General features: G+C 72.2%; 18 protein-coding genes. 10 read left to right on the top strand and 8 right to left on the bottom strand.

Annotated features, from left to right (window positions below):
- Positions 1-67: 67 nt before the first annotated feature.
- On the bottom strand, positions 68-1,561 hold the full coding sequence (locus ACZ6I3_RS15600; RefSeq protein ID WP_469414969.1) for a helix-turn-helix domain-containing protein: 1,494 nt from the start codon (positions 1,559-1,561) through the stop codon (positions 68-70).
- 136 nt (positions 1,562-1,697) lie between these two features.
- Between ACZ6I3_RS15600 and ACZ6I3_RS15595 the strand changes: the two genes are divergently transcribed.
- The 5 genes from ACZ6I3_RS15595 (at position 1,698) to ACZ6I3_RS15575 (ending at position 6,892) form a co-directional block, all read left to right on the top strand.
- Positions 1,698-2,318, top strand: coding sequence for an L-threonylcarbamoyladenylate synthase (locus tag ACZ6I3_RS15595; RefSeq protein ID WP_469414968.1), 621 nt, complete (start codon positions 1,698-1,700; stop codon positions 2,316-2,318).
- A gap of 193 nt (positions 2,319-2,511) precedes the next feature.
- Complete coding sequence (locus ACZ6I3_RS15590; protein WP_469414966.1) at positions 2,512-3,267, top strand: dienelactone hydrolase family protein; 756 nt, start codon at positions 2,512-2,514, stop codon at positions 3,265-3,267.
- A 122-nt stretch (positions 3,268-3,389) separates the two neighbouring features.
- Positions 3,390-4,235: an MHYT domain-containing protein gene (locus tag ACZ6I3_RS15585; protein WP_469414964.1), complete on the top strand. Its 846-nt coding sequence runs from the start codon at positions 3,390-3,392 to the stop codon at positions 4,233-4,235.
- Positions 4,236-4,281: 46 nt separating this feature from the next.
- On the top strand, positions 4,282-5,787 hold the full coding sequence (locus tag ACZ6I3_RS15580) for a metallophosphoesterase family protein (protein WP_469414962.1): 1,506 nt from the start codon (positions 4,282-4,284) through the stop codon (positions 5,785-5,787).
- Between the two features lie 76 nt (positions 5,788-5,863).
- Positions 5,864-6,892, top strand: coding sequence for an LLM class flavin-dependent oxidoreductase (locus ACZ6I3_RS15575; protein WP_469414961.1), 1,029 nt, complete (start codon positions 5,864-5,866; stop codon positions 6,890-6,892).
- Positions 6,893-7,128: 236 nt separating this feature from the next.
- Here the strand turns inward: ACZ6I3_RS15575 and ACZ6I3_RS15570 are convergent, their stop codons facing one another.
- Together ACZ6I3_RS15570 and ACZ6I3_RS15565 are read right to left on the bottom strand one after the other, a co-directional pair.
- Entirely contained in the window at positions 7,129-8,103 is a 975-nt protein-coding gene (locus ACZ6I3_RS15570; RefSeq protein ID WP_469414959.1) for a TauD/TfdA dioxygenase family protein, read from the bottom strand.
- A gap of 89 nt (positions 8,104-8,192) precedes the next feature.
- The gene (locus ACZ6I3_RS15565; RefSeq protein ID WP_469414957.1) at positions 8,193-9,731 is read right to left on the bottom strand and encodes a glycoside hydrolase family 32 protein; all 1,539 of its coding nucleotides are present in this window, start codon (positions 9,729-9,731) and stop codon (positions 8,193-8,195) included.
- A 160-nt stretch (positions 9,732-9,891) separates the two neighbouring features.
- Between ACZ6I3_RS15565 and ACZ6I3_RS15560 the strand changes: the two genes are divergently transcribed.
- Genes ACZ6I3_RS15560 through ACZ6I3_RS15545 form a run of 4 tightly spaced genes read left to right on the top strand, consistent with a single transcriptional unit; the run spans position 9,892 to position 14,505 of the window.
- Positions 9,892-11,301 (top strand): extracellular solute-binding protein, encoded by a 1,410-nt coding sequence (locus tag ACZ6I3_RS15560; protein ID WP_469414955.1) that lies wholly within the window; start codon positions 9,892-9,894, stop codon positions 11,299-11,301.
- On the top strand, positions 11,298-12,254 hold the full coding sequence (locus ACZ6I3_RS15555; RefSeq protein ID WP_469414954.1) for a carbohydrate ABC transporter permease: 957 nt from the start codon (positions 11,298-11,300) through the stop codon (positions 12,252-12,254). The genes ACZ6I3_RS15560 and ACZ6I3_RS15555 overlap by 4 nt, the downstream gene beginning before the upstream one ends.
- 17 nt (positions 12,255-12,271) lie before the next feature.
- Entirely contained in the window at positions 12,272-13,126 is an 855-nt protein-coding gene (locus ACZ6I3_RS15550; protein WP_215123989.1) for a carbohydrate ABC transporter permease, read from the top strand.
- Positions 13,123-14,505: a glycoside hydrolase family 32 protein gene (locus ACZ6I3_RS15545; protein ID WP_469414952.1), complete on the top strand. Its 1,383-nt coding sequence runs from the start codon at positions 13,123-13,125 to the stop codon at positions 14,503-14,505. Before ACZ6I3_RS15550 ends, ACZ6I3_RS15545 begins: the two co-directional genes overlap by 4 nt.
- Here the strand turns inward: ACZ6I3_RS15545 and ACZ6I3_RS15540 are convergent.
- Positions 14,468-15,532, bottom strand: coding sequence for a LacI family DNA-binding transcriptional regulator (locus tag ACZ6I3_RS15540; protein WP_469415036.1), 1,065 nt, complete (start codon positions 15,530-15,532; stop codon positions 14,468-14,470). The two genes, ACZ6I3_RS15545 and ACZ6I3_RS15540, sit on opposite strands and share 38 nt — an antisense overlap.
- Before the next feature lie 103 nt (positions 15,533-15,635).
- Between ACZ6I3_RS15540 and ACZ6I3_RS15535 the strand changes: the two genes are divergently transcribed.
- On the top strand, positions 15,636-16,466 hold the full coding sequence (locus ACZ6I3_RS15535) for an aldo/keto reductase (protein ID WP_469414950.1): 831 nt from the start codon (positions 15,636-15,638) through the stop codon (positions 16,464-16,466).
- A 51-nt stretch (positions 16,467-16,517) separates the two neighbouring features.
- Here the strand turns inward: ACZ6I3_RS15535 and ACZ6I3_RS15530 are convergent, their stop codons facing one another.
- From ACZ6I3_RS15530 to ACZ6I3_RS15515, 4 genes are all read right to left on the bottom strand, one after another.
- Entirely contained in the window at positions 16,518-18,860 is a 2,343-nt protein-coding gene (locus tag ACZ6I3_RS15530) for an ATP-binding SpoIIE family protein phosphatase (RefSeq protein ID WP_469414949.1), read from the bottom strand.
- Between the two features lie 60 nt (positions 18,861-18,920).
- Positions 18,921-19,388: a peroxiredoxin gene (locus tag ACZ6I3_RS15525; protein WP_469414948.1), complete on the bottom strand. Its 468-nt coding sequence runs from the start codon at positions 19,386-19,388 to the stop codon at positions 18,921-18,923.
- A complete protein-coding gene (locus tag ACZ6I3_RS15520) occupies positions 19,385-19,765 on the bottom strand; it encodes a DoxX family protein (RefSeq protein ID WP_469414946.1) in 381 nt (126 codons plus the stop codon). The genes ACZ6I3_RS15525 and ACZ6I3_RS15520 overlap by 4 nt, the downstream gene beginning before the upstream one ends.
- Before the next feature lie 75 nt (positions 19,766-19,840).
- Positions 19,841-20,587 (bottom strand): AraC family transcriptional regulator, encoded by a 747-nt coding sequence (locus tag ACZ6I3_RS15515; protein WP_469414944.1) that lies wholly within the window; start codon positions 20,585-20,587, stop codon positions 19,841-19,843.
- Positions 20,588-20,589 lie beyond the last annotated feature (2 nt).

The following is a 20,589-nucleotide window of genomic DNA, read 5'->3' as shown; positions in this document are numbered from 1 at the left end:
TGAGTCCGGTTGGCCCGGTTTCGTCCCGCCCGGGCGTGGCCAACCGGTTGCCCCAGAGGCAAACAGGTCAGTCGCGGCGGTGGAGAACCGGCAGCTCGAGGTCGCCTACGGCGAGGTGCGCGAGCACGACTTCGTACAGGTCGGTGCCGGCGGCCAGCAGTTGGCGTTCCAGGACGGGTTCGGCGCTGCGGACGTGCTCGCGCACGGTCTGCGCGTGCACGCCCAGGGTCTGCGCGGCCCGTTCGGCGTTGCCGCCGGCGGCGATCCAGGTGCGCAGGGTCCGGCGCGGGTTCCTGGCGTCCGTGTCCAGCCGGCCCAGCAGGTCCTGTGCCCAGGCGCGCACGGCGGGCCCGGACAGCAGGTCGCAGAGCCGGAGGCCGGGATTGCCGGTGCCGTTCGCCAGCTGCGCGTCGGGCAGGCCGATCTGGGTGTTGAGCGCCAGATGGACGACGGCCCGGACCGTGAGATCGGCGAAGTCGGTGCCGAGCAGGCCCTCGACGCGTTCCATGCGGGCGCGGACGGTGTTGCGGCTGACGCCGAGGACCTTGGCGGCGTTGACGGCGGTGAACTCCAGGCCGAGACGGTTGGTGGCGAGCAGTTCCGCGCGGGTGTGGTGCGGCAGGGTGTCGAGCGGGCGCAGCACATGGGACGTCCAGCCGCGCAGCGCCACCGGGTCCATCAGGCGTTCAGGGTGGGTGCGCTCGGCGTAGACGGCCGTCTTGTCGGGCCGGAAGTGGGCGACGGCGAGGGCGCTGACGGCCTGTCCGTACGCGGTGGCGGTCCTGGCCAGGCTCTGCCGGACGCTGCCGCCGAGGAAGAGGTCCGGGTGCCGTCCCACCAGTGACCGCAGGGCCTCGCGCGTGGCGTCACGGGGGCTGACGACGATCACATGCCCGTCCATGGCCGGGCAGCGCACGACCAGGGCTTCCTCCCCGGTGCTGTCCAGGCACTCCTCGGCGATGCGGTCGCGTACGGCGGGGCCGGACTCGACCACGTACACGCACGCCGTGTCGGCGTCGAGCAGTCCGGGCCAGAGCCCGGCGGCGACGCGGCGGGCGGCGACGGTGTCCTCGACCATGAGCAGCTGCAGGATGGCCAGGCGCAGGTCGGAGGTGGCCCGCCGGAGCCGGTGTCCCGCCGCGGTCGACTCGCGCGCCGTCAGCAGGAGCTCGATCACCTGGGCGGTGTGGGTGACCACGTCGGAGGCCCGCCGGTCGAAGGGGGTCTCGCGGGAGACGGCCAGCACGCACGCGTGGGAGGGGTGTTCCACCCGGACCAGGCGCAGGTGGCGCTCCCGGCCCTCCCAGGCGGCGGAGGCGATCCGGCCCGTGGTGATGTCCGTGACGAGGTCCTCGTCCAGCGGCAGCCGGTTCCCGGCGATGAGATTCCCGGCGGCGTCCTGCAGGGCCACCGATCCGCGCACGGCGCCGGAGAGCCAGGCGACGACTCTGCGGACGTCGCGTCCCGCCGGGCGCAGATGCTCGAGCAGTTCCTCCGCCCACGCCGGACCCGCGCCGACCGGCGTCTCCTGCTGCCGGTTCCCGTCCTCTCGGCCAGCCACCTCGGCCTTCCCCTCGCTCCTCGCACCGCCTCCGGCGCACCGGTCGGGGACGTTACCTCACGTGTCCCACACACTCATCCCGGGCCGAAGCCGGACCCTGCGCCACCGGCCCGCGCGGGCGGCATAAGCTCGGTAGATGGCGAAGTACTACGACGTGCACCCCGACAACCCCCAGCCGCGCACCATCGGCCAGATCGCCGAGAGCATCCGCGCGGACGCTCTTGTCGCCTACCCCACGGACTCGTGTTACGCACTGGGCTGCCGCCTGGGCAGCCGTGACGGCATCGACCGGATCCGGGCGATCCGCAAGCTGGACGACCGGCACCACTTCACCCTCGTGTGCCAGGACTTCGCGCAGCTCGGCCAGTTCGTGCGGGTCGACAAGGACGTGTTCCGCGCGATCAAGGCGTCGACGCCCGGCAGTTACACGTTCATCCTGCCCGCGACGAAGGAGGTGCCGCGCATGCTGCAGCACCCCAAGAAGAAGACGGTCGGCGTCCGGATCCCGGACCATGTCGTCACCCAGGCCCTGCTCGCCGAGCTCGGTGAGCCGCTGCTGTCCAGCACGCTGCTGCTGCCCGGCGAGGAGGAGCCGATGACGCAGGGCTGGGAGATCAAGGACGAGCTCGACCACGTCCTGGACGGGGTGGTCGACTCCGGCGACTGCGGCACCGAGCCGACGACGGTCATCGACTTCTCCGGCGGGGAGGCGGAGATCGTGCGGCACGGCGCGGGCGACACCTCGCGGTTCGAGTAAAGGGCACGCCAAGGGCCGTTCACGGTTGAACCGTGTGCGGGGGGTGGGCGAAATGCCCCGGGAAAGCGCGTGTCACGATGCCGGTGATCCGCCCGGTCACGCGGACGGGTCCCTGGCCGGACCCCGCAGGTCCGACACCTCGCGGGACCGAGCCCCCCGCAGCCCCGACACCCCGCAGAGAGGCAGCCCAGCCATGACCGCCGTACAGGGAACCGAAGTCGACATCCCCACCGAGGACGGCACCGCGGACGCCTATCTGGCCCGTCCCGACGACGGGGCCGCCCATCCGGCGGTCCTGCTGTACATGGACGCCTTCGGCCTGCGTCCGCGGCTGCGGTCCATGGCCGACCGGCTGGCCGCCGAGGGCTACACGGTGCTGGTGCCGAACGTGTTCTACCGGCACGGTCGCGCCCCGCTGTTCGAGCTGCCCGAGTTCATCGACCCGGAGGCGCGCCCGGAGATATTCGAGCGCATCATGCCGGTCATGCGGACCCTGACGCCGGACGTCGCGATGCGGGACGCCGCCGCCTATCTGAGCTGGCTGGCCGAGTCTCCCGCGGTGGCCGACGGCCCGGTCGCGCTGACCGGCTACTGCATGGGCGCCCGCCTCTCACTGCTCACCGCCGGCACCTACCCGGAGCGGGTCGCGGCCGCGGCCGGCTTCCACGGCGGGCGGCTGGCGACGGACACGCCGGACAGCCCGCACCTGGTGGCCGGCAAGATCACCGCCGAGCTGTACTTCGGCCACGCCGACCAGGACCCCTCGCTGCCGCCGGAGCAGATCGAGCGCCTGGAGGAGGCCCTGACGGCGGCGGGCGTCCGCCACCGCTGCGAGGTGTACCCGGGCGCGCCCCACGGTTTCACGCAGTCCGACACGGCGTCGTACCACCCGGAGGGCGACGAACGGCACTGGGCGGCTCTGCTCGACCTCCTGAAGCGCACATTCTGACCGAAGTCGACTCCGGATGAACGGAAGTTGTCGATCTACCGACGGTAAGGGCTTGCTTTCACGTGTCCACTGCCCGTAGATCTTGCCTCCACACCAGCCAAGACTCTGGGGGGAGTTGGCTTATGGACGGCACGGTCGACGGGTTCCGCTACGGTGCGGTGACCCCGGTTGCGGCCTATCTGATGGCTTGCCTGGGCGGGGCACTGGGGCTGCGATGCATCGTGCGCTCGCTGCTCGACACGCGATCCTGGAAGCCCGGCTGGCTGGCGTTAGGCGCCGCCTCCATCGGGTGCGGCATCTGGACGATGCACTTCATCGCCATGATCGGCTTCCACGTGGAGGAGACCCGGATCCGCTACGACGCGGCCACGACGGTGCTCAGTCTCGTCGTGGCCGTTGTCGTGGTCGGCATCGGCGTGTTCATCGTCGGCTACCGCGGCACGAGCCGCAGGGTCCTGGCGGTCGCGGGGACCGTCACCGGACTGGGCGTCGCGACCATGCACTACCTGGGCATGGCGGCGATGCGGCTGAACGGCGACGTCGGCTACGACCCGCTCGGCGTCGCGCTGTCCGTGCTGATCGCCATCGCCGCCGCGACCGCCGCGCTGTGGTCGGCCGTCACGATCCGCAACCTGCTGATGAGCATCGGGGCGAGCCTGGTGATGGGGGTGGCGGTGTCCGGGATGCACTACACGGGCATGGCCGCCGTCAGCGTCCATGTGCACGACGCGGCCGGCGGGACGTGGGAGGGCGACTCGCCCATGTCGCTGCTGCTGCCGATGCTGCTGGGACCGGTGGTCTTCCTGCTGCTGGCCGGTGTCGTGGTGATGTTCGATCCGCTGCTGGTGGTGGGCGAACGGCCCTCCGCATCACACCCGGGCACCACCGGCCGGGGCTCGGCCGCCAACTCCGCTACCTCGCAGGGCGGTTCGCGGCATGCGGCGAAGTGGCCCACCCGCAAGCGCTGAGCAACCCGCCGCGGACGGCCTCCGGATCGATTGTTACGGTGCATCGGTGTCCGACTCCTCACGCGATACCGCCGAAGGCGCAGGCTGGAACAGCACCGAACGCGGCGCATACCAGCAGTTGATGCCGCGGCGGGTCGAGAAGATCTCCTGGCTGAACCCCAAGACGCTGTGGGCCGCCCGCAACGGCGTGCTGGCCTCCTGGTTCGGCGACCCCACCGGCCGGATCCGCGGCCGGTGGGTGGCACAGCGCGAGGCCACCGGCGCACCGGCCGACAAGGTGATCCGGCGCGCGGAGCCGGATCGTTTCTCCTTCCTCGTCATCGGCGACACCGGCGAGGGCGACGACCCCCAGTACGCCGTCGTGCCGGGCTTTCTGAAGACCGGTCAGGACACCAGCTTCGCGGTACTGGCCAGTGACGTGATCTACCCGGTGGGCAGCGCGGACGACTACGACACCAAGTTCTTCCGCCCGTACCAGGACTACCAGGCGCCCATCTACGCGATACCCGGCAACCACGACTGGTACGAGGACCTCGGCGGCTTCATGCGCGTCTTCTGCGACGACGCCCCGCCGCTGCCGCCCGAGCCCCGGCCGCGCCCCCTCAGCCGGGCCTGGCTGCGCTCCCTGCTGTGGCACAGGCCGCGTCCGGACGACGGGCAACACCTCGCCGAGGCCCGTAAGTTGCGCTCCTCCCCCGCCCAGCAGGCCGTCCAGCCGGGCCCGTACTGGGCGATCGACGCCGGACCGGTGCGGATCATCGGAATCGACACGGGCCTGCTGGGCACCCTCGACGCCGAGCAGGGCGCCTGGCTGCGCGAGGTCTCCCAGGGCCCCCGCCCGAAGATCCTGGTCACCGGCTCACCCCTGTACGTGGACGGCAGGCACGAGCCGTGCGCCGTCGAAGGGGGCGGCACGGTCGACGACATCGTCCGCGACCCGGCGCACCACTATGTGGCGGCGATCGGCGGCGACATCCACAACTACCAGCGCTACCCCGTCCGGCTGGACGACGGACGCACCCTCCAGTACGTGGTCGCGGGCGGCGGCGGGGCGTTCATGCACGCCACCCACACCATCCCCCGCGTCTCCGTCGCGGACGTCACCGAGCAGGACTTCCGCTGCTATCCGCTGCGCGGCGACTCCCTCGCCTTCTACAGCCGGCTCTACGGCCGCCGGCTGCGCATGCGCCGCTTCTTCACGCTCACCGAGGCCGAGGCCACGGCCGTGATCGCCGAGCGCCTCGGCATCCGGCCCGCCCGCTCGCCGGCCACCTCGACCCGCGTCACCCGGCGCGTCCGCCTGGTCGCCGGGCTGCTCGGCACCGGCCGCCGGCCCGACAAGGCCAAGCGGTTCCGGCTGCCCGTACGGAAGATCTACACGTCGCTGTTCTCACCGAGCTCGGCGACCTACAGCCCGCCGTTCTTCAAGTGCTTCCTGCGCCTGGACGTCTCCCCGGACTCGGTCCGCCTGCGCTGCTACGCGGCCACCGGTGACCGGGCCCAGGAACTCTCCCCGCCGGTCGAGGACGAGGTGACGATCCCGCTGCGCTGACGCGGCCCGGCGGGAACAGGGCGCGAGGTGGCCGGGTTGACACCGTAGCCATTGAACGTTCAATGATGGAGGCTCCGTGCCACCGACCTCACGACCGCTGCGCAAGCTGGGTTTCCTGACCATCGGGCTGTTCGACGAGGCGGATCCACGCCGTGGTCACGAGTCGACGCTGGAGATCATCGAGCTGGGCGAGCGGCTCGGCTTCGACAGCGCGTGGGTACGCCACCGCCACCTGCAGTACGGCATCTCCTCCCCCGTCGCGGTCCTGTCCGCGGCCTCCCAGCGCACCCGCCGCATCGAACTCGGCACGGCGGTCATTCCGCTCGGCTGGGAGAACCCACTGCGGCTGGCCGAGGACCTGGCCACCGTCGACCTGCTGTCCGGGGGCCGCCTCAACCCGGGCGTCAGTGTGGGCCCGCCGATGCACTTCGACCAGGTCAAGGGCGCGCTCTACCCGGACACGGCCGGCGCCGAGGACTTCGGCCACGGGCGCGTGGAGCGACTGCTGGACTTCGTGCGCGGCAAGCCGGCGACGAACTTCAGCGGGCGGGAAGGCTTCGAGGACTTCTCGCAGCGGGTGCAGCCGCACTCCCCCGGCCTGGGCGACCGCATGTGGTACGGCGGCGGCAGCCTGCGCTCGGCCCGGTGGGCGGGCGAGCACGGCATGAACCTCCTCACCAGCAGCGTCGTGAAGGCCGAAGACCCCGACGGCCCCAACGACTTCGCGCGGATCCAGCTCTCCCACATCCAGGCCTTCCGCGCCGCCCACCCGGACGGCGATGCCGCCCGGGTCTCGCAGGGTCTGGTCGTCATCCCGACCGACTCCGCCTCCCCCGGCCAGCACGCCCGCTACGAGAAGTACGCCGCCGAGCGCACCCCGCGCACGACCGAACCCCAGGGCCCGGGCCGACTGCTGTTCGCCCCGGACCTGGTGGGCACGTCGGCTGAGATCGCCGAGCGCCTGCACGCGCACGCCGCGTTCCGCGAGGTGGACGAGGTGGCGTTCGCGCTGCCGTTCACGTTCGAGCACGAGGACTACGTACAGATCCTCACCGACATGGCGACGAAGCTCGGCCCGGCGCTGGGGTGGCGGGCGGGCGCCTAGGGGGTCCGCCCGGGTCAGCACAGCCGAGGCGATGCACCTGCGTCCCGGCCCGCCGGACCGGCAGGAGCCACCGGCGGCCGGTCGCAACTCGGGCCCGCCGGACCGGCACACCTCACCAACTCCGAGGGGCCAACCCTGCCCGCCGATCGGCGCGACTCACCACCGGCCGACGCGCACCCGCCCACCAGGCTCCGCGACACACAACCGGCGGACGCACCCCCACCCGCCGGCACGACTCACCAACGGCCAGGCGCCGTCCCCGTGATCGGCTCCGACGCCTTGCCGTCCACCCCGACGGGCACGTCCCCCGCGAGCATCACCCGGTGCATGATCCGCGGGTGGTCGAGGTGGGCGGTGTCGCCGGGGGCGAGATGCATCGTGGCGCGGTTGTCCCAGAACGCCACACTGCCGGGCTCCCAGCGGAACCGGACCGTGTACTCGGGCCGGACCGCCTGCTCCAGCAGCAGGTCCAGGATCGCGCTGCTCTCGGGCCGGGAGAGGCCGGCGATCTGCTCGACGTAGTAGCCGTTGACGTAGAGGATCCGCTCCCCCGTCTCCGGGTGGACACGCACCAGCGGGTGCAGGGAGGCGACCTGACGGTCCAGCAGGTGGCGGACGTACGCGTCGTCGCCGGGCCGGGGCTGGTAGCCGACGCCGAGCCGGTGCTCGGCCCGCAGTCCGTCGACGAACTCCCGCAGCGGCGCGGAGAGTCCGGCGTACGCCGCCGCCAGGTTCGACCAGGTGGTGTCGCCGCCGTAGGGCGGTACGGTCTCGGCGCGCAGGATCGTCGCGGCCGGCGGGTCGACGCGGGCACCGTGGTCGCAGTGCCAGCCGCGCAGCAGGGTGTGGCGGCGGCGCCGAAGCCACTCGTCGTGCTCCATGCCGAACCGCCCGCCCAGTTCGAGACGGTCGGCGGTCGTCTCGATCTCGGGGAAGTCCGGGGGCGAGGCCTTGCCGCGCCGGGGCAGCACCACGGTCTCGCCGAACCGGCGCGCGAACGCCACATGCCCGGTGTGGTCCAGCCGCTGGCCCCGGAAGAACACCACCTTCCACCGCAGCACCGCCGCCCTGATCGCGGCGATCACGGCGTCGTCGAGGTCCGCGGCCAGGTCGACCCCGCCGATCTCGGCACCGATGTGCCCGGCGACCGGCCTCACCTCCACCCCGGCCTCCCGCGCCGCCTCGTCCGTGATCGGGCCGTCCGTCGTCATGAGCGCTCCGCTGGGTCGTGGGCGTGTGTCTGCCGTCCCGAAGATCGTGACAGTGATCTCCGCCCGGGGCGACACCGCCCCGACGCCCCTCACACCCTGAACTCCCGGACCACCGTGTTCCGGAACATCGCCTTCCCCTCGACCGTGAAGAGCGCGAGCCCCGCGTCGACCAGGTAGGGGAAGGCCGCCGAGGAGTGCACATACCGGCCGTCGTCCACGAACATCTCCACCGACGTACGGTCGACCAGGATCCGCAGCTTCACCGCGCGCCGGGCCGGGTCGAAGGGGCTGTGGCTCTCCTGCCATCTGCCCGACATGTCCGGGGACACGGTGGGACGGCGGTTGAGGTAGGCGTAGTCGCGGTGGACTCCGGCGTCGATGTGCCGGACGCCGTCCGGGGAGCGCCGCAGTTGCACTCCCGCGCCCGTGACCTGGTCCCAGGTGATCTCGCAGGTCAGTTCGTAGGCGGTGCCCCGGTAGTCGAGGAGGCGCGTGCCCTCGACCTCCAGGTCGCCGAGCCGGACCGTGCGGGAGACGTACCGGTCGAGCGCGGTGACCGGCCGGGACGCCAGATGGAAAGTGCCGTCGGCCGCGCGCTTCAGCGTGATCTCGCGGACGATCGAGTCGGTGCCGTTGAAGCCGTCGCTGTCGATGGTGGGCGTGATGTGGGCGTAGTCCCAGTTGTTCAGCCAGCCGATGGCGTAGCGGGTCTGCTCGTCGGGCGTGCCGTCGGCGCCGCGCTTGTCGAAGGTGACGGCGCCGTACCAGTCCCAGCCGTGGTCCAGCCACCGCGGCTCGGACGCGTCGGCGGTGAAGGCGGTGCCGTCGAAGGAGCCCGTCCAGTACGCGTAGGTGTTCGGCAGCCCGGCGCCCTTGCCGTTGGCGCTCACACCGAGCACCCATTTCACCGTGCCGTCCGCCGCGCGGATCCGGAACAGGTCGGGGCACTCCAGCACACCGATGCCGCCCTTGACGAAACCGCTCACGTACGTCCAGGACCTGAGGTCGGCCGAGTGGTAGAAGCCCACCTTGTCGTTCTCGGCGAGGGTCATCACCCAGCGGCCGCGTTCCTCGTCGCGGATCACCTTGGGGTCGCGGAAGTCGCGCACACCGGGGTTGGGCAGCACCGGATCGGTGCCGTGCGGGGTGAACGAGCGGCCGCCGTCGGTGGAGTAGTACAGGTACTGCGCCTGGTCGGCGGGTCCGTCGTGCGGCGACATCGTGGCCAGGACGACGACCGCGCCCGCCCCGAAGCCCGCCGTGCCGTCCGTGTCGACCACCGCCGAGCCCGACCAGACATCCCCGTTGGGGGTGGTGTCCTTGGGTACGGCGATCCCCCGGTCCGTGAAGGAGACCAGGTCGGTGCTGGTGGCCAGTCGCCAGGCGGTGCCGATCTCGCCGGCGAGGTAGTCGGCGTTGTGGAGGTAGTAGTAGTGGTACGCGCCGTCGATCCAGACCGGCCGCTGCGGGTCGTTCTTCCACTGCTCGGGGACGGTGAAGTGGTACGCCGCGCGGTAACTCGCCCCGGCCCGCAGGGGCCCGGCCCCGGCCGGACCGGCCGGCAGTAACGCGCCGGCCGCACCCACGGCCGACCCGGCGAACAGCACTCTCCTGGTGATCCCGCCCATCACACACCTCGTTCCTCTCGTCGGAAACGGCGGCTCATGGGACCAGGACTCTCGGACCTAACTCGTTAAAGGTCAAGCGGTCACACGCCTTGACAGGTCCCTGCGGCACTCACATCATCTGGGCATCACCCCTCGTCTAACACGAGTTAGGCCCACAACGATGACCGACTCGCACCTCACCCGCCGCGCCCTCATGCGGTATGGCGCCTACGGCGCGGGGGCCGCCGCGCTGGCCGGTACCGCCGCGAGCTGGGACCGGCTCACCGGAGCCGACATCCCCGGCCGGAACGACGGCTCCCTAGTCGTCGCCACGCTGGGCCCCGCCTACGGGCCGGAGGCCATCCGCACGCTCCAGGAGGGCTTCCGCGAGCTGCACCCCGACATCAAGCTCCGCATCAACGCGGTACAGGCCGTCGACTGGTCGGACTTCTTCGCGAAGATCCTCACCCAGGTCGCGGCGGGCACCGCCCCCGACCTCGTCTACGTCGCCACCGAGGGCGTGCAGCTGTTCGCGCAGCGCCTCGGCGTGGCCCTGGACAAGTGGGTACGGCGGGACGCGGCCGAGCTGAAGGAGTACTTCGCCGACGTCCACCCGTCGCTGGTGGAGTCGATGATGTACGAGGGCAGCCTCTACCAGCTGCCCGTGGAGTTCAACGCGGCCGACATGTACTTCAACCGGCAGGTGCTGCGCCGGGCGGGGGCGGACTTCCCGCCGGCCGACTGGACCCGCGACGACTTCACCACACTGCTGCGGGACATGAAGAAGTCCAGCGGCTCCCGCTTCACGCCCTACTTCTGGACCAACCGGCTCTGGGGCGGTGTGGTCCCCTGGCTGTTCGCCAACGAGACCAACCTGCTCAGCGAGTCCAAGGCGCCCGGCGGGCAGTGGCTCTGGGACGGCTTCTATCCGGCGGACCGGCGCAAGGGCCGCGGCGGCGGCTTCCGCTGGACGACGCCGCAGGCCACCCACGACCGAGTGGAGGAGGTCTACGACTACCTCGCCTCCCTCATCCAGGACGGCCTGTGCACCCGCCCCGAGGGCGGCAACGGCCAGAACCTCATCGGCGTGTTCTCCACCGGCCGGGTCGGTGTCACACCGGCGGGCGGCTTCTGGGCGGGCGGCCTGCACCTGGCCGGCATGGAGCGGGACGGGTTCGACGTGCAGTACTTCCCGCGCTGGCGCACCCAGCGCATGCAGTACGGCGCGGCGGGCTACGCGCTGCTGCGCACCTCGAAGATGCAGGACGAGGCCTGGGAGTTCATCAAGTACGCCGCGAAGAAGGACACCCTGACCCGGCTGTTCGCCACGAACCAGACGACCCCGGCCCGCCGCTCCCTGCTGACCGCCGACCGCTACGAGGAGACCGGCCCGACGCACTGGCCGGTCTTCTACGACACCCTCGACCGGTTCCCCGACACGGGCCCGATCCCGGCACCGCCGCAGGTCGCCGAGGTCGAGCAGGTGCTGCTGAAGCACACCGGTACGGCCCTGGCCTCCCCGCGCTCGGTGCGTCCCGCGCTGCGCCGGATGCAGGGCGATCTGGAGAAGGCCATGGAGCGTGACGCATGACGAACACCCAGACACCGCCGGCGCGCGCCGAACGCCCCGAGGCCCCGCCGGCCCCGGCGCCCAAAGGCCCCTCGGCCCGCGACCGCGGCAGCCGCCTGCTGGCCACACTGTTCCTGACCCCGACGATCGTCGGCATCGTCGTGTTCACGGTCGTCCCCATCGTCGGATCGGTGGTGCTGAGCCTCTTCCACTGGAACGTGATCGACTCGCCGGGTTACGCCGGGCTCTCCAACTACGGGGCGGTGTTCGGCGACTCGACCGTCCTGGTGTCCTTCCGCAACACGCTGGTGTTCATGGTGTTCGCGGTGGCGCTGCAACTGCTGATCGCGCTGGCCCTCGCGCTGACCCTGAACGGGCGGATGCCGGTGTGGCTGCGGTCGGTGTTCCGCTCGGCGTTCTTCTTCCCGCTCGTGCTGTCCGCCGCGTCGATCTCGGTGGTGATGAAGTACCTGTTCAACCAGGACTTCGGGGTGGTCAACTGGCTGCTCGGCTTCGTCGGGATCGCGCCGGTGCCCTGGCTGACGTCGGAGAACGCTGCGATGGCGACCGTCGTCCTGGTCTACGTCTGGCAGCAGTTCGGCTTCTCGTTCCTGCTGTTCATCGGCGGCCTGAACAACATCCCGAAGGAGATCCACGAGGCCGCCGCCCTGGACGGCGCGACCGGCCTGCGCAAGCACCTCTCCGTCACCCTGCCGCTGCTGTCACCCACGCTGCTGGTCGCCTCGGTCGTCGGCATCATCAACGCGCTCCAGGTCTTCGAGCAGCCGTACGTCCTCACCAACGGCGGGCCCGGCGACTCCACCCGCACGGTCGTGATGGTCATCTACGAGACGGCGTTCGAGCAGTTGCGCTTCGGTGAGGCGTCAGCGGTGGGTGTGCTGCTGTTCGTGCTGATCATGGCGGTCACGGCCCTCCAGTTCCGGCTCAGCCGGCGTTTCGTCCACTACCAGTGAGCCGGGTGAGTCTTCCCATGAGCCAAGCAACCCTGTCCTCGGGCCGTGTGCGGTACCGGCTGGCGCCCTGGGCGCGGATCGCCGGACTGGCCGTATGCGCCCTGCTCACCCTCGGCCCGGTGGTGTGGACGGTCTCCACCTCGCTGCGCACGCCCGCCGAGGCGTTCGACCTGCCGCCGCAACTCGTCCCGTCGAACCCGTCCACCGAGGCGTACCGCGGGGTGTTCGACCAGATCGACGTCTGGCTGCTGGCGTTGAACTCCACACTGGTCACGGGTCTGATCGCGGTCGGCCAGATGATCACGGCGGGCCTTGCCGGATACGCCTTCGCGCGGCTGGAGTTCCGCTTCAAGAAGCCGCTGTTCGGCCTGGTCCTGGCGACGATGATGGTGCCGTTGCAAGTGACCATCGTGCCGGTGTTCCTGGTGCTGAAGTCGATGAGCCTGACCGACACCCTGCTCGGATTGATCATCCCGGCCTTCCCGACCGCCTTCGGCACGTTCCTGATGCGGCAGTACTTCCTGGGCATGCCCAAGGACCTGGGCGAGGCGGCGATGCTGGACGGCGCCGGGCCCTGGCGGACTTTCCGGTCCGTGTACGCCCCGCTGGCCGCGCCCGGCCTCGCCATCGTCGGGGTGCTGGCCTTCAACTACCACTGGAACGAGTTCTTCCGGCCGCTGATCCTCGAGACGTCGGGGCAGAACTACACGTTGCCGCTGGGTCTGGTCTCGCTCCAGGGCAACCTCGGCACCGGCTCGATCTCCGTCGTGCTCGCCGGTGTCGTGCTCTCCATGCTTCCCGCCGTCGCCGTGTTCGTCGTCGGCCAGCGCCCTCTGCGCGAGGGCATCACGTCCGCAGGAGTCAACCGTTGAGCCTCACCGCTCCCCCGCAGGACCCGCACGCCCCGCGCTTCCGGGTCCGCCCCCCGGCCAACTGGATGAACGACCCGAACGGGCCCTTCCGCTGGCGTGGCCGCCACCACCTCTTCTACCAGCACAATCCGGACGCCCCGGTGCACGCGAACGTCCACTGGGGGCACGCCTCCAGCTCCGACCTCGTGCACTGGGAGCATCACCCGATCGCGCTCGCCCCGACGCCGGGCGGCCCGGACGAGGCGGGCTGCTGGTCGGGGTGCGTGGTCGACGACTCCGGTGTGCCGACGGCCGTCTACACCGGGGTCGACCGTGACCACGCCGGGCTCGGCACGATCTGCCTCGCGCGGGCGGCGGACCCGGACGACGAGTCGCTGGCCGAGTGGACTCCCCTGCCCACGCCGGTGGTGACGGGCCCGCCCGAGGGGCTGGACGTGGTGATGTTCCGTGACCCGTTCGTCTTCCGGCACGACGGACGGCGCTGGGCGCTGGTCGGCGCGGGGCACGGCGACGGCACCCCGTCGGTGCTGCTGTACGACTGCGACGACCTGACCGACTGGCGGTTCGCGGGAGTACTCCTGGACGGCCATGACCCGGCCGCCCGGGCCGCGTTCGGTGGCCGGGCGACCGGCTGGGAGTGCCCGCAGCTGTACGCGACCCGGGGCGGCGAGTGGGTGCTGGTCGTGTCGCTGTGGGACGGCCACCCCTGGACCACCGCATACCTGACGGGCCGGCTGGACGCGGATCTCCGCTTCACCGCGCGGACGGGCGGCCGGCTCGACCACGGCCGTGACTTCTACGCGCCCGCCGTGCTCCAGGAGCCGGACCGGGCCCTGATGTGGGGCTGGTCGTGGGAAGCCCGCGAGCAGGGCGAGCACGACTGGGCCGGTGTGCTGACCGCTCCCCGTGTCGTCGACGTCCATCCGGACGGGGCTCTGCGGGTGGCCCCGGCCCCGGAGCTGCACCGGCTGCACGCCGAGGAGCCGTTCGTCACCGCTCCGGGCCGGGCCGCGCTGCCGACGGCCTACGACCTGACCGTCAGCGCCCGCGACCACACCACCGTGACGCTGCTGCGGTCGGCCTCGGGCGTCGGGTTCACGGTCTCCCTGGACCCGGACGAGGGCACCGTCACCCTCGACCGGGGCGGCTGGCCCCGCAAGGAGGCCGAGAAGGCCGACCCGGTCGTCGTCCGGGTGCCGCCGCACGAGGAGCTCACGGTGCGCGTCCTCGTCGACGGCTCGCTGTACGAACTGTTCGTCGGCGACCGGGCCACGCTCACCGAGCGCGTCTACCGCCGTGCGGACGACACAAGGGAGTTGAGCGTGACACCCGGCGCTGCCGTCACCGGATGGGCGCTGGTCCCACCGACGCGCGGCTGATCACCGGACAGGCCAGGCGCCGCACGGTGGCGGGCGGTGTCCGGCCGGTGGCGATGGCTTCGAGGAGGAGCCCCGCCGCGGCCTCGCCCATGGCCCGGTGGGGCAGCGCGACGGTGGTGAGGGGCGGTGTGAGGTAGGCGGCCATGTGCTCCTGGTCGTCGTAGCCCACCACCGACAACTCGCCGGGCACGGAGATCCCGAGCCGGGTCGCGGCGTGCAGGACGCCCGCCGCGACCCTGTCGTTGTAGCTGAAGATCCCGGTGGGCCGCGCGTCGGCCGGGGCACCGTCGAGGAGGCGGACGGTGCCCTCGTACCCGCTGGAGATCTCCCCTCCGGTGCGCACGACCCAGTCCCTGGGCACGGTGATGCCCTCGGCGCGCAGCGCGTCGCGGAAGCCGCGCAGCCGCTCCACCGAGGCGATGTCGTCCTGCCCGCCGACGAGCGCGACCCGTTGGTGTCCCTGCTCCAGCAGCAGCCGGGCCGCCGTCCGGCCGCCCGCGCGCTCGGCGGGGATGACGGCGGGCAGCGAGCCGTCCTCGGGCAGGCAGTTGGCCAGCACGGAGTGGGTGCGGTGCAGGCCCTCCGGGACGCGGACGCGGCGCAGGGACATGGCCGCGTAGATGATGCCGTCGACGCGCCGGTCGAGGAGTTCGGCGACCGCCGCGTCCTCCTTGGCCGGGTCGCCGCCGGAGTCGACGGTGAGGACCAGGTGCTCCCCGGCCCAGGCGGTGTCCATGGCGCCGCGCAGCAGCCGCCCGGCGAACGGCGAGGAGGCGATCTCGTCGGTGACCAGGCCGATCACGGCCGTACGGCTGCGGCGCAGGCCGCGGGCGACGGGGTCGGGCCGGTAGCCGAGCTGGGTCGCGGCCTGCCGGATGCGTTCCTGGGTGGCGGGCGAGAGGTTGCCGTCGGCCCGGCCGTTGAACACGAAGGACACCGCGGTGTGCGACACGCCGGCGAGCCGGGCCACGTCCCGCGAGGTGGGACGCCCCGATCCCGTCCCCGGCTTCTTCCCGGCGCTGCCCATGCCGTCCGCCGTTCTCATCCGCACCCGTCCGGTTGATCATCGCCCACCCTATCCGTGACGCTGGAGGGACGACACGGTCAACAGTCAACGGGAAGGTCCGACGGTGATCAGCATCCCGACGCACACGCTCAACGACGGTACGACGCTCCCCGCCCTGGGCCTCGGCACGTGGCCGCTGGGCGACGACCAGGCGCAGCAGGCGGTGCTCTCGGCCCTGGAGGCGGGCTACCGCCTGATCGACACGGCGACGAACTACCGCAACGAGACGGGGGTGGGCCGTGGGGTGGCCTCCGGCGTGGTGCCGCGCGAGGAGATCGTCGTGACGACGAAGCTCCCGGGCCGGCACCACGGCTACGAGGAGACCCTCGCCTCGTTCGAGGAGTCCCGGGCCCGCCTGGGCCTGGAGTACGTCGATCTGTACCTGATCCACTGGCCGCTGCCGCGCGTGGACCGGTACGTCGACGCCTGGAAGGCCATGATCAAGCTGCGCGAGGAGGGCCTAGTCCGGTCGATCGGCGTCTCGAACTTCACGGCCGGGCACATCGAGCGGCTGGAGAAGGAGACCGGCGTCCTGCCCTCCGTGAACCAGATCGAGCTGCATCCGTTCCTGCCGCAGGACGAGCTGCGCGCCTTCCACGCCGGCAAGAACATCGTCACCGAGAGCTGGAGCCCGCTGGGCCGGGGCACGCCCCTGCTGGAGGACCCGGCCGTGGCGCGGATCGCCGAGGCGCACGGGGTGTCGGCCGGGCAGGTGGTGCTGCGCTGGCACACGCAGCTGGGCGCGGTGCCGATCCCGAAGTCGGCGAACCCCGAGCGCCAGCGCGCGAACCTCGACGTGTTCGGCTTCCAGCTGAGCGAGGAGGAGCTACGGGCCGTCGCCGACCGGGCGCACCGGCGGGTCGGCGGGGACCCCGAGGTGCACGAGGAGTTCTGACGGGGTACCCGGGCCGGCCGCGACCTCGGGGTGTGGCCCGAACAGCCGTGGTCAGAACAGCGGGGTGAGCGGCTGCTCGCACCAGATGGTCTTGCCCCTGGTGGTCTGCCGGCTACCCCAGCGCTGGGTGAGCTGGGCGACCAGCAGCAGTCCGCGCCCGCCCTCGTCGTCCTGGTGGGCCCGCCGCAGGTGCGGGGAGGTCGAACTGCCGTCGGACACCTCGCAGATGAGGGTCTGGTCGCGGATCAGGCGCAGCTGGATGGGCGCGGCGCCGTACCGGATGGCGTTGGTGACCAGTTCGCTGACGACCAGTTCGGTGACGAAGGCCGTCTCGTCCAGTCCCCACGCGGTGAGCTGGTCGGTGGCGGCCTGCCGGGTGGCGGCCACCTCCGCGGGGTCCCCGGTGACGTCCCAGGTGGCGACCCGGTCGGCGCCCAGCGCCCGGGTGCGGGCCAGCAGCAGCGCCACGTCGTCGCTGGGCTCCTCGGGCAGTACGGCCTTCAGCACGGTGTCGCAGAGGGCGTCGAGCGAGTCGGCGGGCACGGTCAGGGCGCGGCACAGCTCGTCGGTGGCGTGGTCGACGTCGCGGTCGCGGTCCTCGATGAGTCCGTCGGTGTAGAGGGCGACGACGGACCCCTCGGGCAGTTGGAGCTCCGTCGCCTCGAACGGCAGCCCGCCGACGCCCAGCGGGGGCCCCGCGCTCATGGGGATCAGCCGGGCGGATCCGTCGGGCAGCACCAGGGCGGGGGCGGGGTGCCCGGCCGCGGCCAGGTTCAGCCGGCGCGTGACGGGGTCGTAGACGGCGTAGAGGCAGGTCGCGCCGAGTTCGGCGACCTCGTCGCCCTCGTCGTCCGAGGCGAGATGGGTGACCAGGTCGTCGAGGTGGGTGAGGAGTTCGTCGGGCGGCAGGTCCACGTCGGCGAGGGTGCGCACGGCCGTGACCAGCCGGCCCATGGTCGCCGAGGAGGGGATGCCGTGTCCCACGACGTCCCCCACGACCAGCGCGACCCGGCTGCCGGACAAGGGGATCACGTCGAACCAGTCGCCGCCGATGCCCGCCGCCGAGCCGGAGGGCAGATAGCGGTGGGCCACCTGGACGGCGGCCTGGCCGGGCAGTCCCCTCGGCAGCAGGCTGTGCTGGAGGGCGAGCGCGGTGGTGCGTTCCCGGGCGAAGCGGCGGGCGTTGTCGACGCAGACCGCGGCCCGGCTGGCGAGTTCCTCGGCGAAGACGGCGTCGTCGGCGGCGTAGTCGTCCGGCTGCTTGATGCGCACGGCCACGGCGACGCCGAGGGTGGTACCGCGGGCCCGCAGCGGCACCGCCATCATCGAATGGACGCCCTTGCGGTAGGGGCGTCCTTGCGGGGCGCGCGTGTTGCGCTCGGCGACCCACCGCATGAAGGACGGCTCCCCCGCCTGGCTGAGGATCGCGCGACCCTCCCGCATCGCCCGGGCGATGGGCGAGAAGCCGGGGTAGACGTCCACTTCGCCGAGACGGACGGCGGCTTCCGGGGTGCCTTCGGTGTGGGAGCCGTGGGCGACTCGGCGCAGCACGATCTCCTCGGTGGGCACGGTCGGCGACTCCTCCGCGCCGAGCACCCAGTCGAACAGGTCCACGCTGGCGAAGTCGGCGAAGCGGGGCACCACGACCTCGATCAGTTCCTCGGCCGTGCGCACGACGTCCAGGGTGGTGCCGATGGTGGCCGCGGCCTCGTTCAGCAGGGCCAGCCGCTGCCGGGCCCAGTACTGCTCGGTGCTGTCGAAGGCGGCGAGGGCGGTGCCGAGGAGTTCACCGGAGGGGTCGCGGACCGGCCACATCTCGGTGACCCAGGCGTGCTCCCGGTTCAGGGCCGGGGCGCCGGTGTAGCTCTCGTAGCGGAGCGGCCGGCCCGTCTCGACGACGTGCCGCAGATGCCAGTTGAAGCCCTTGCTGTGCTCGGCCTCCTCGACGGTCTCCGGGAAGTGCCGGCCCAGCAGGGTCTCCTCGGACACGCCCATGACATGGCAGGCCGCGTCGTTGAGCCGCATGTACCGCTGGCCGACGTCGAACACGGACATCGACATGGACGCCTGCTGGAACGCCTGCCCGGCCAGGGACGTCTCCTCACCGCCGGGCGGTTCGGCGGTGATCACGAATCCGCCGGGCTCCCCGCCCGGGCCCGTCACGGCGCACCCGCTGACCCGGAGCCCGACCAGATAGCCGTCGCGGTGCCGCACCATGACGGTGCCCGACCGCGCGGACACCGCCTCGCGCGGCACGTCCTCGGCGAGCAGTTCCCGTACGGCCCGGCCCACGGCCTCTTCGGCCGGGTAGCCGGTCAGCCGCCGGGCACCGTCGCTCCACCCCGTCACGATGCCGCGGGCGTCGATGATCGCAGCAGCGGAGGCGTCCTCCATTCGTCCAGGATCATCCCTTTGCCCCCCGCTATCAACCGCGGCGGCGCATTCGTGACGGTGTCAGCTCCGGTGAGCGCGCAGGGCGGCGAGCGCCCGGTCGGCGTGGGCGTTCATCCGCAGCTCGCTGCGGACGACGTCGAGGACGGTGTGGTCCTGCGCGATGACGAACGTGGTCCGTTTGGTGGGAGCCAGGGAGAAGCCGCGCTTCACGCCGAACCGCTCGCGGACCGTGCCGTCGGCGTCGGACAGCAGGGGCATGCCGAGGGCGTGCTGCCCGGCGAACTCCTGCTGCCGCTCGACGGGGTCCCCGCTGATGCCGACGGGGCGTGCGCCGGCGGCGGCGAACTCGGCGGCGAGGTCGCGGAAGTGGCAGGCCTGGGCGGTGCAGCCGGCGGTCAGGGCGGCCGGGTAGAAGAAGAGCACGACCGGGCCCTCGGCGAGCAGCCCGGACAGGGTGCGGACGGTGCCGGTCTCGTCGGGCAGCTCGAAGTCCTCGACCTTGTCCCCGGTCTCCACGCGCGCGCTCATGACCGGCCCTCCGCGTTCCGTGCGACGCCGCGGGCCCACAGCACGAGCGGCACCTGCAGCGGCAGGCGTCCGAAGGCGGCGGCCTTCTGCGGCGTGGGGCGGTGGCGCCAGTCGGCGGCCATCTTCACATTGGCGGGGAACACCCCGACGAAGAAGGCCGCGGTGGCCAGCGCGGCCGCCTTGCGGGTACGCGGCGCCGCCAGACCCGCGGCCAGCGCCAGCTCGGCGGCACCGCTGGCGTAGGTCCAGGTCCTGGGCGCGCCCGGAAGGCCGCGCGGGATGGTCGCGTCGAACGAGCGTGGGGCGGCGAAGTGGGCGACCCCCGCGGCGGCCAGCAGGCCGGCGAGCAGCAGGGGCGAGCGTTCGGACCGGGACACGGTTCCTCCTCTGATGGCCTGCCGCGCGATATTACCGGGCGGTAAAGGGATGGCCGGACCGGGGGGTTCACCAGGTCAGGCACGGCGATGGTGCGTGCCCGGGGTGTAGCCGAACGAACGGCGGAAGACGTCGATGAACGCGCTGGCGGAGGCCCAGCCGCAGCGATGGGCGACGGTGGTGACGGGCAGGCCGTCGGCCAGCATCCGCAGGGCGTGATAGAGCCGCGACTGCGTGCGCCACTGCGGGAACGTCATGCCGAACTCGGCGCGGAAGAGCCGGCTGAGGGTGCGCTCCCCCACCCCGGTCGCGGCGCCGAGCGCGGCGAGGGTGCGCGCGTCGGCGGGGTCGGCGTGGACGAGCGCGCAGACGGCGGCCAGCCGCGGATCGGCGGGCGTGGGCAGGCGCAGCGGCTGCTGCGGCGAGAGGCGCAGCTGGTCGCGCAGGACGTCGCGCAGCCGGTGGCGTTCGGGGCTGTCGTCGCCGGGGTCGCGGGTGTAGGCGAGGATCAGCTCGCGCAGCAGGGGGCTGACGGCGAGGACGGCGGGGTGGTCCAGGCCGAGGGGGTTGTCGTCGGCGGGCAGGCCGACCAGGTGCAGGTCGAGGCGGCCGTGGGCGCGGTGGGCGTGCACGGTGCCGGCGGGCACCCAGATGGCGCGTGTGCCGGGCGCGAACCAGGTGCCGGCGTCGGTGGTGACGGCGACGACGCCGGAGCCCGCGTAGACGATCTGGTGGTCGTCATGCCGGTGCGCGTCGATGCGGTCGCCGGCGGTCAGGCGCTGGGCGCGGGTCGGCGCCTCGGGGGTGTGGCGGATGTTCGGCACAG

The organism is Streptomyces sp. NPDC041940 (genome assembly GCF_055589465.1).
Note: the sequence above shows the minus strand (reverse complement) of the source record. Positions and strands in the feature narration are given on the sequence as shown.

What these genes read in the sequence shown, in the direction of transcription:
- ACZ6I3_RS15555 (WP_469414954.1), top strand. Translation starts at nt 11,298, where the DNA reads ATGACGAACACCCAGACACCGCCGGCGCGCGCCGAACGCCCCGAGGCC.
- ACZ6I3_RS15595 (WP_469414968.1), top strand. Translation starts at nt 1,698, where the DNA reads ATGGCGAAGTACTACGACGTGCACCCCGACAACCCCCAGCCGCGCACC.
- ACZ6I3_RS15530 (WP_469414949.1), bottom strand. Translation starts at nt 18,860, where the DNA reads ATGGAGGACGCCTCCGCTGCTGCGATCATCGACGCCCGCGGCATCGTG.
- ACZ6I3_RS15565 (WP_469414957.1), bottom strand. Translation starts at nt 9,731, where the DNA reads ATGGGCGGGATCACCAGGAGAGTGCTGTTCGCCGGGTCGGCCGTGGGT.
- ACZ6I3_RS15525 (WP_469414948.1), bottom strand. Translation starts at nt 19,388, where the DNA reads ATGAGCGCGCGCGTGGAGACCGGGGACAAGGTCGAGGACTTCGAGCTG.
- ACZ6I3_RS15540 (WP_469415036.1), bottom strand. Translation starts at nt 15,532, where the DNA reads ATGGGCAGCGCCGGGAAGAAGCCGGGGACGGGATCGGGGCGTCCCACC.
- ACZ6I3_RS15590 (WP_469414966.1), top strand. Translation starts at nt 2,512, where the DNA reads ATGACCGCCGTACAGGGAACCGAAGTCGACATCCCCACCGAGGACGGC.
- ACZ6I3_RS15585 (WP_469414964.1), top strand. Translation starts at nt 3,390, where the DNA reads ATGGACGGCACGGTCGACGGGTTCCGCTACGGTGCGGTGACCCCGGTT.
- ACZ6I3_RS15550 (WP_215123989.1), top strand. Translation starts at nt 12,272, where the DNA reads ATGAGCCAAGCAACCCTGTCCTCGGGCCGTGTGCGGTACCGGCTGGCG.
- ACZ6I3_RS15570 (WP_469414959.1), bottom strand. Translation starts at nt 8,103, where the DNA reads ATGACGACGGACGGCCCGATCACGGACGAGGCGGCGCGGGAGGCCGGG.
- ACZ6I3_RS15560 (WP_469414955.1), top strand. Translation starts at nt 9,892, where the DNA reads ATGACCGACTCGCACCTCACCCGCCGCGCCCTCATGCGGTATGGCGCC.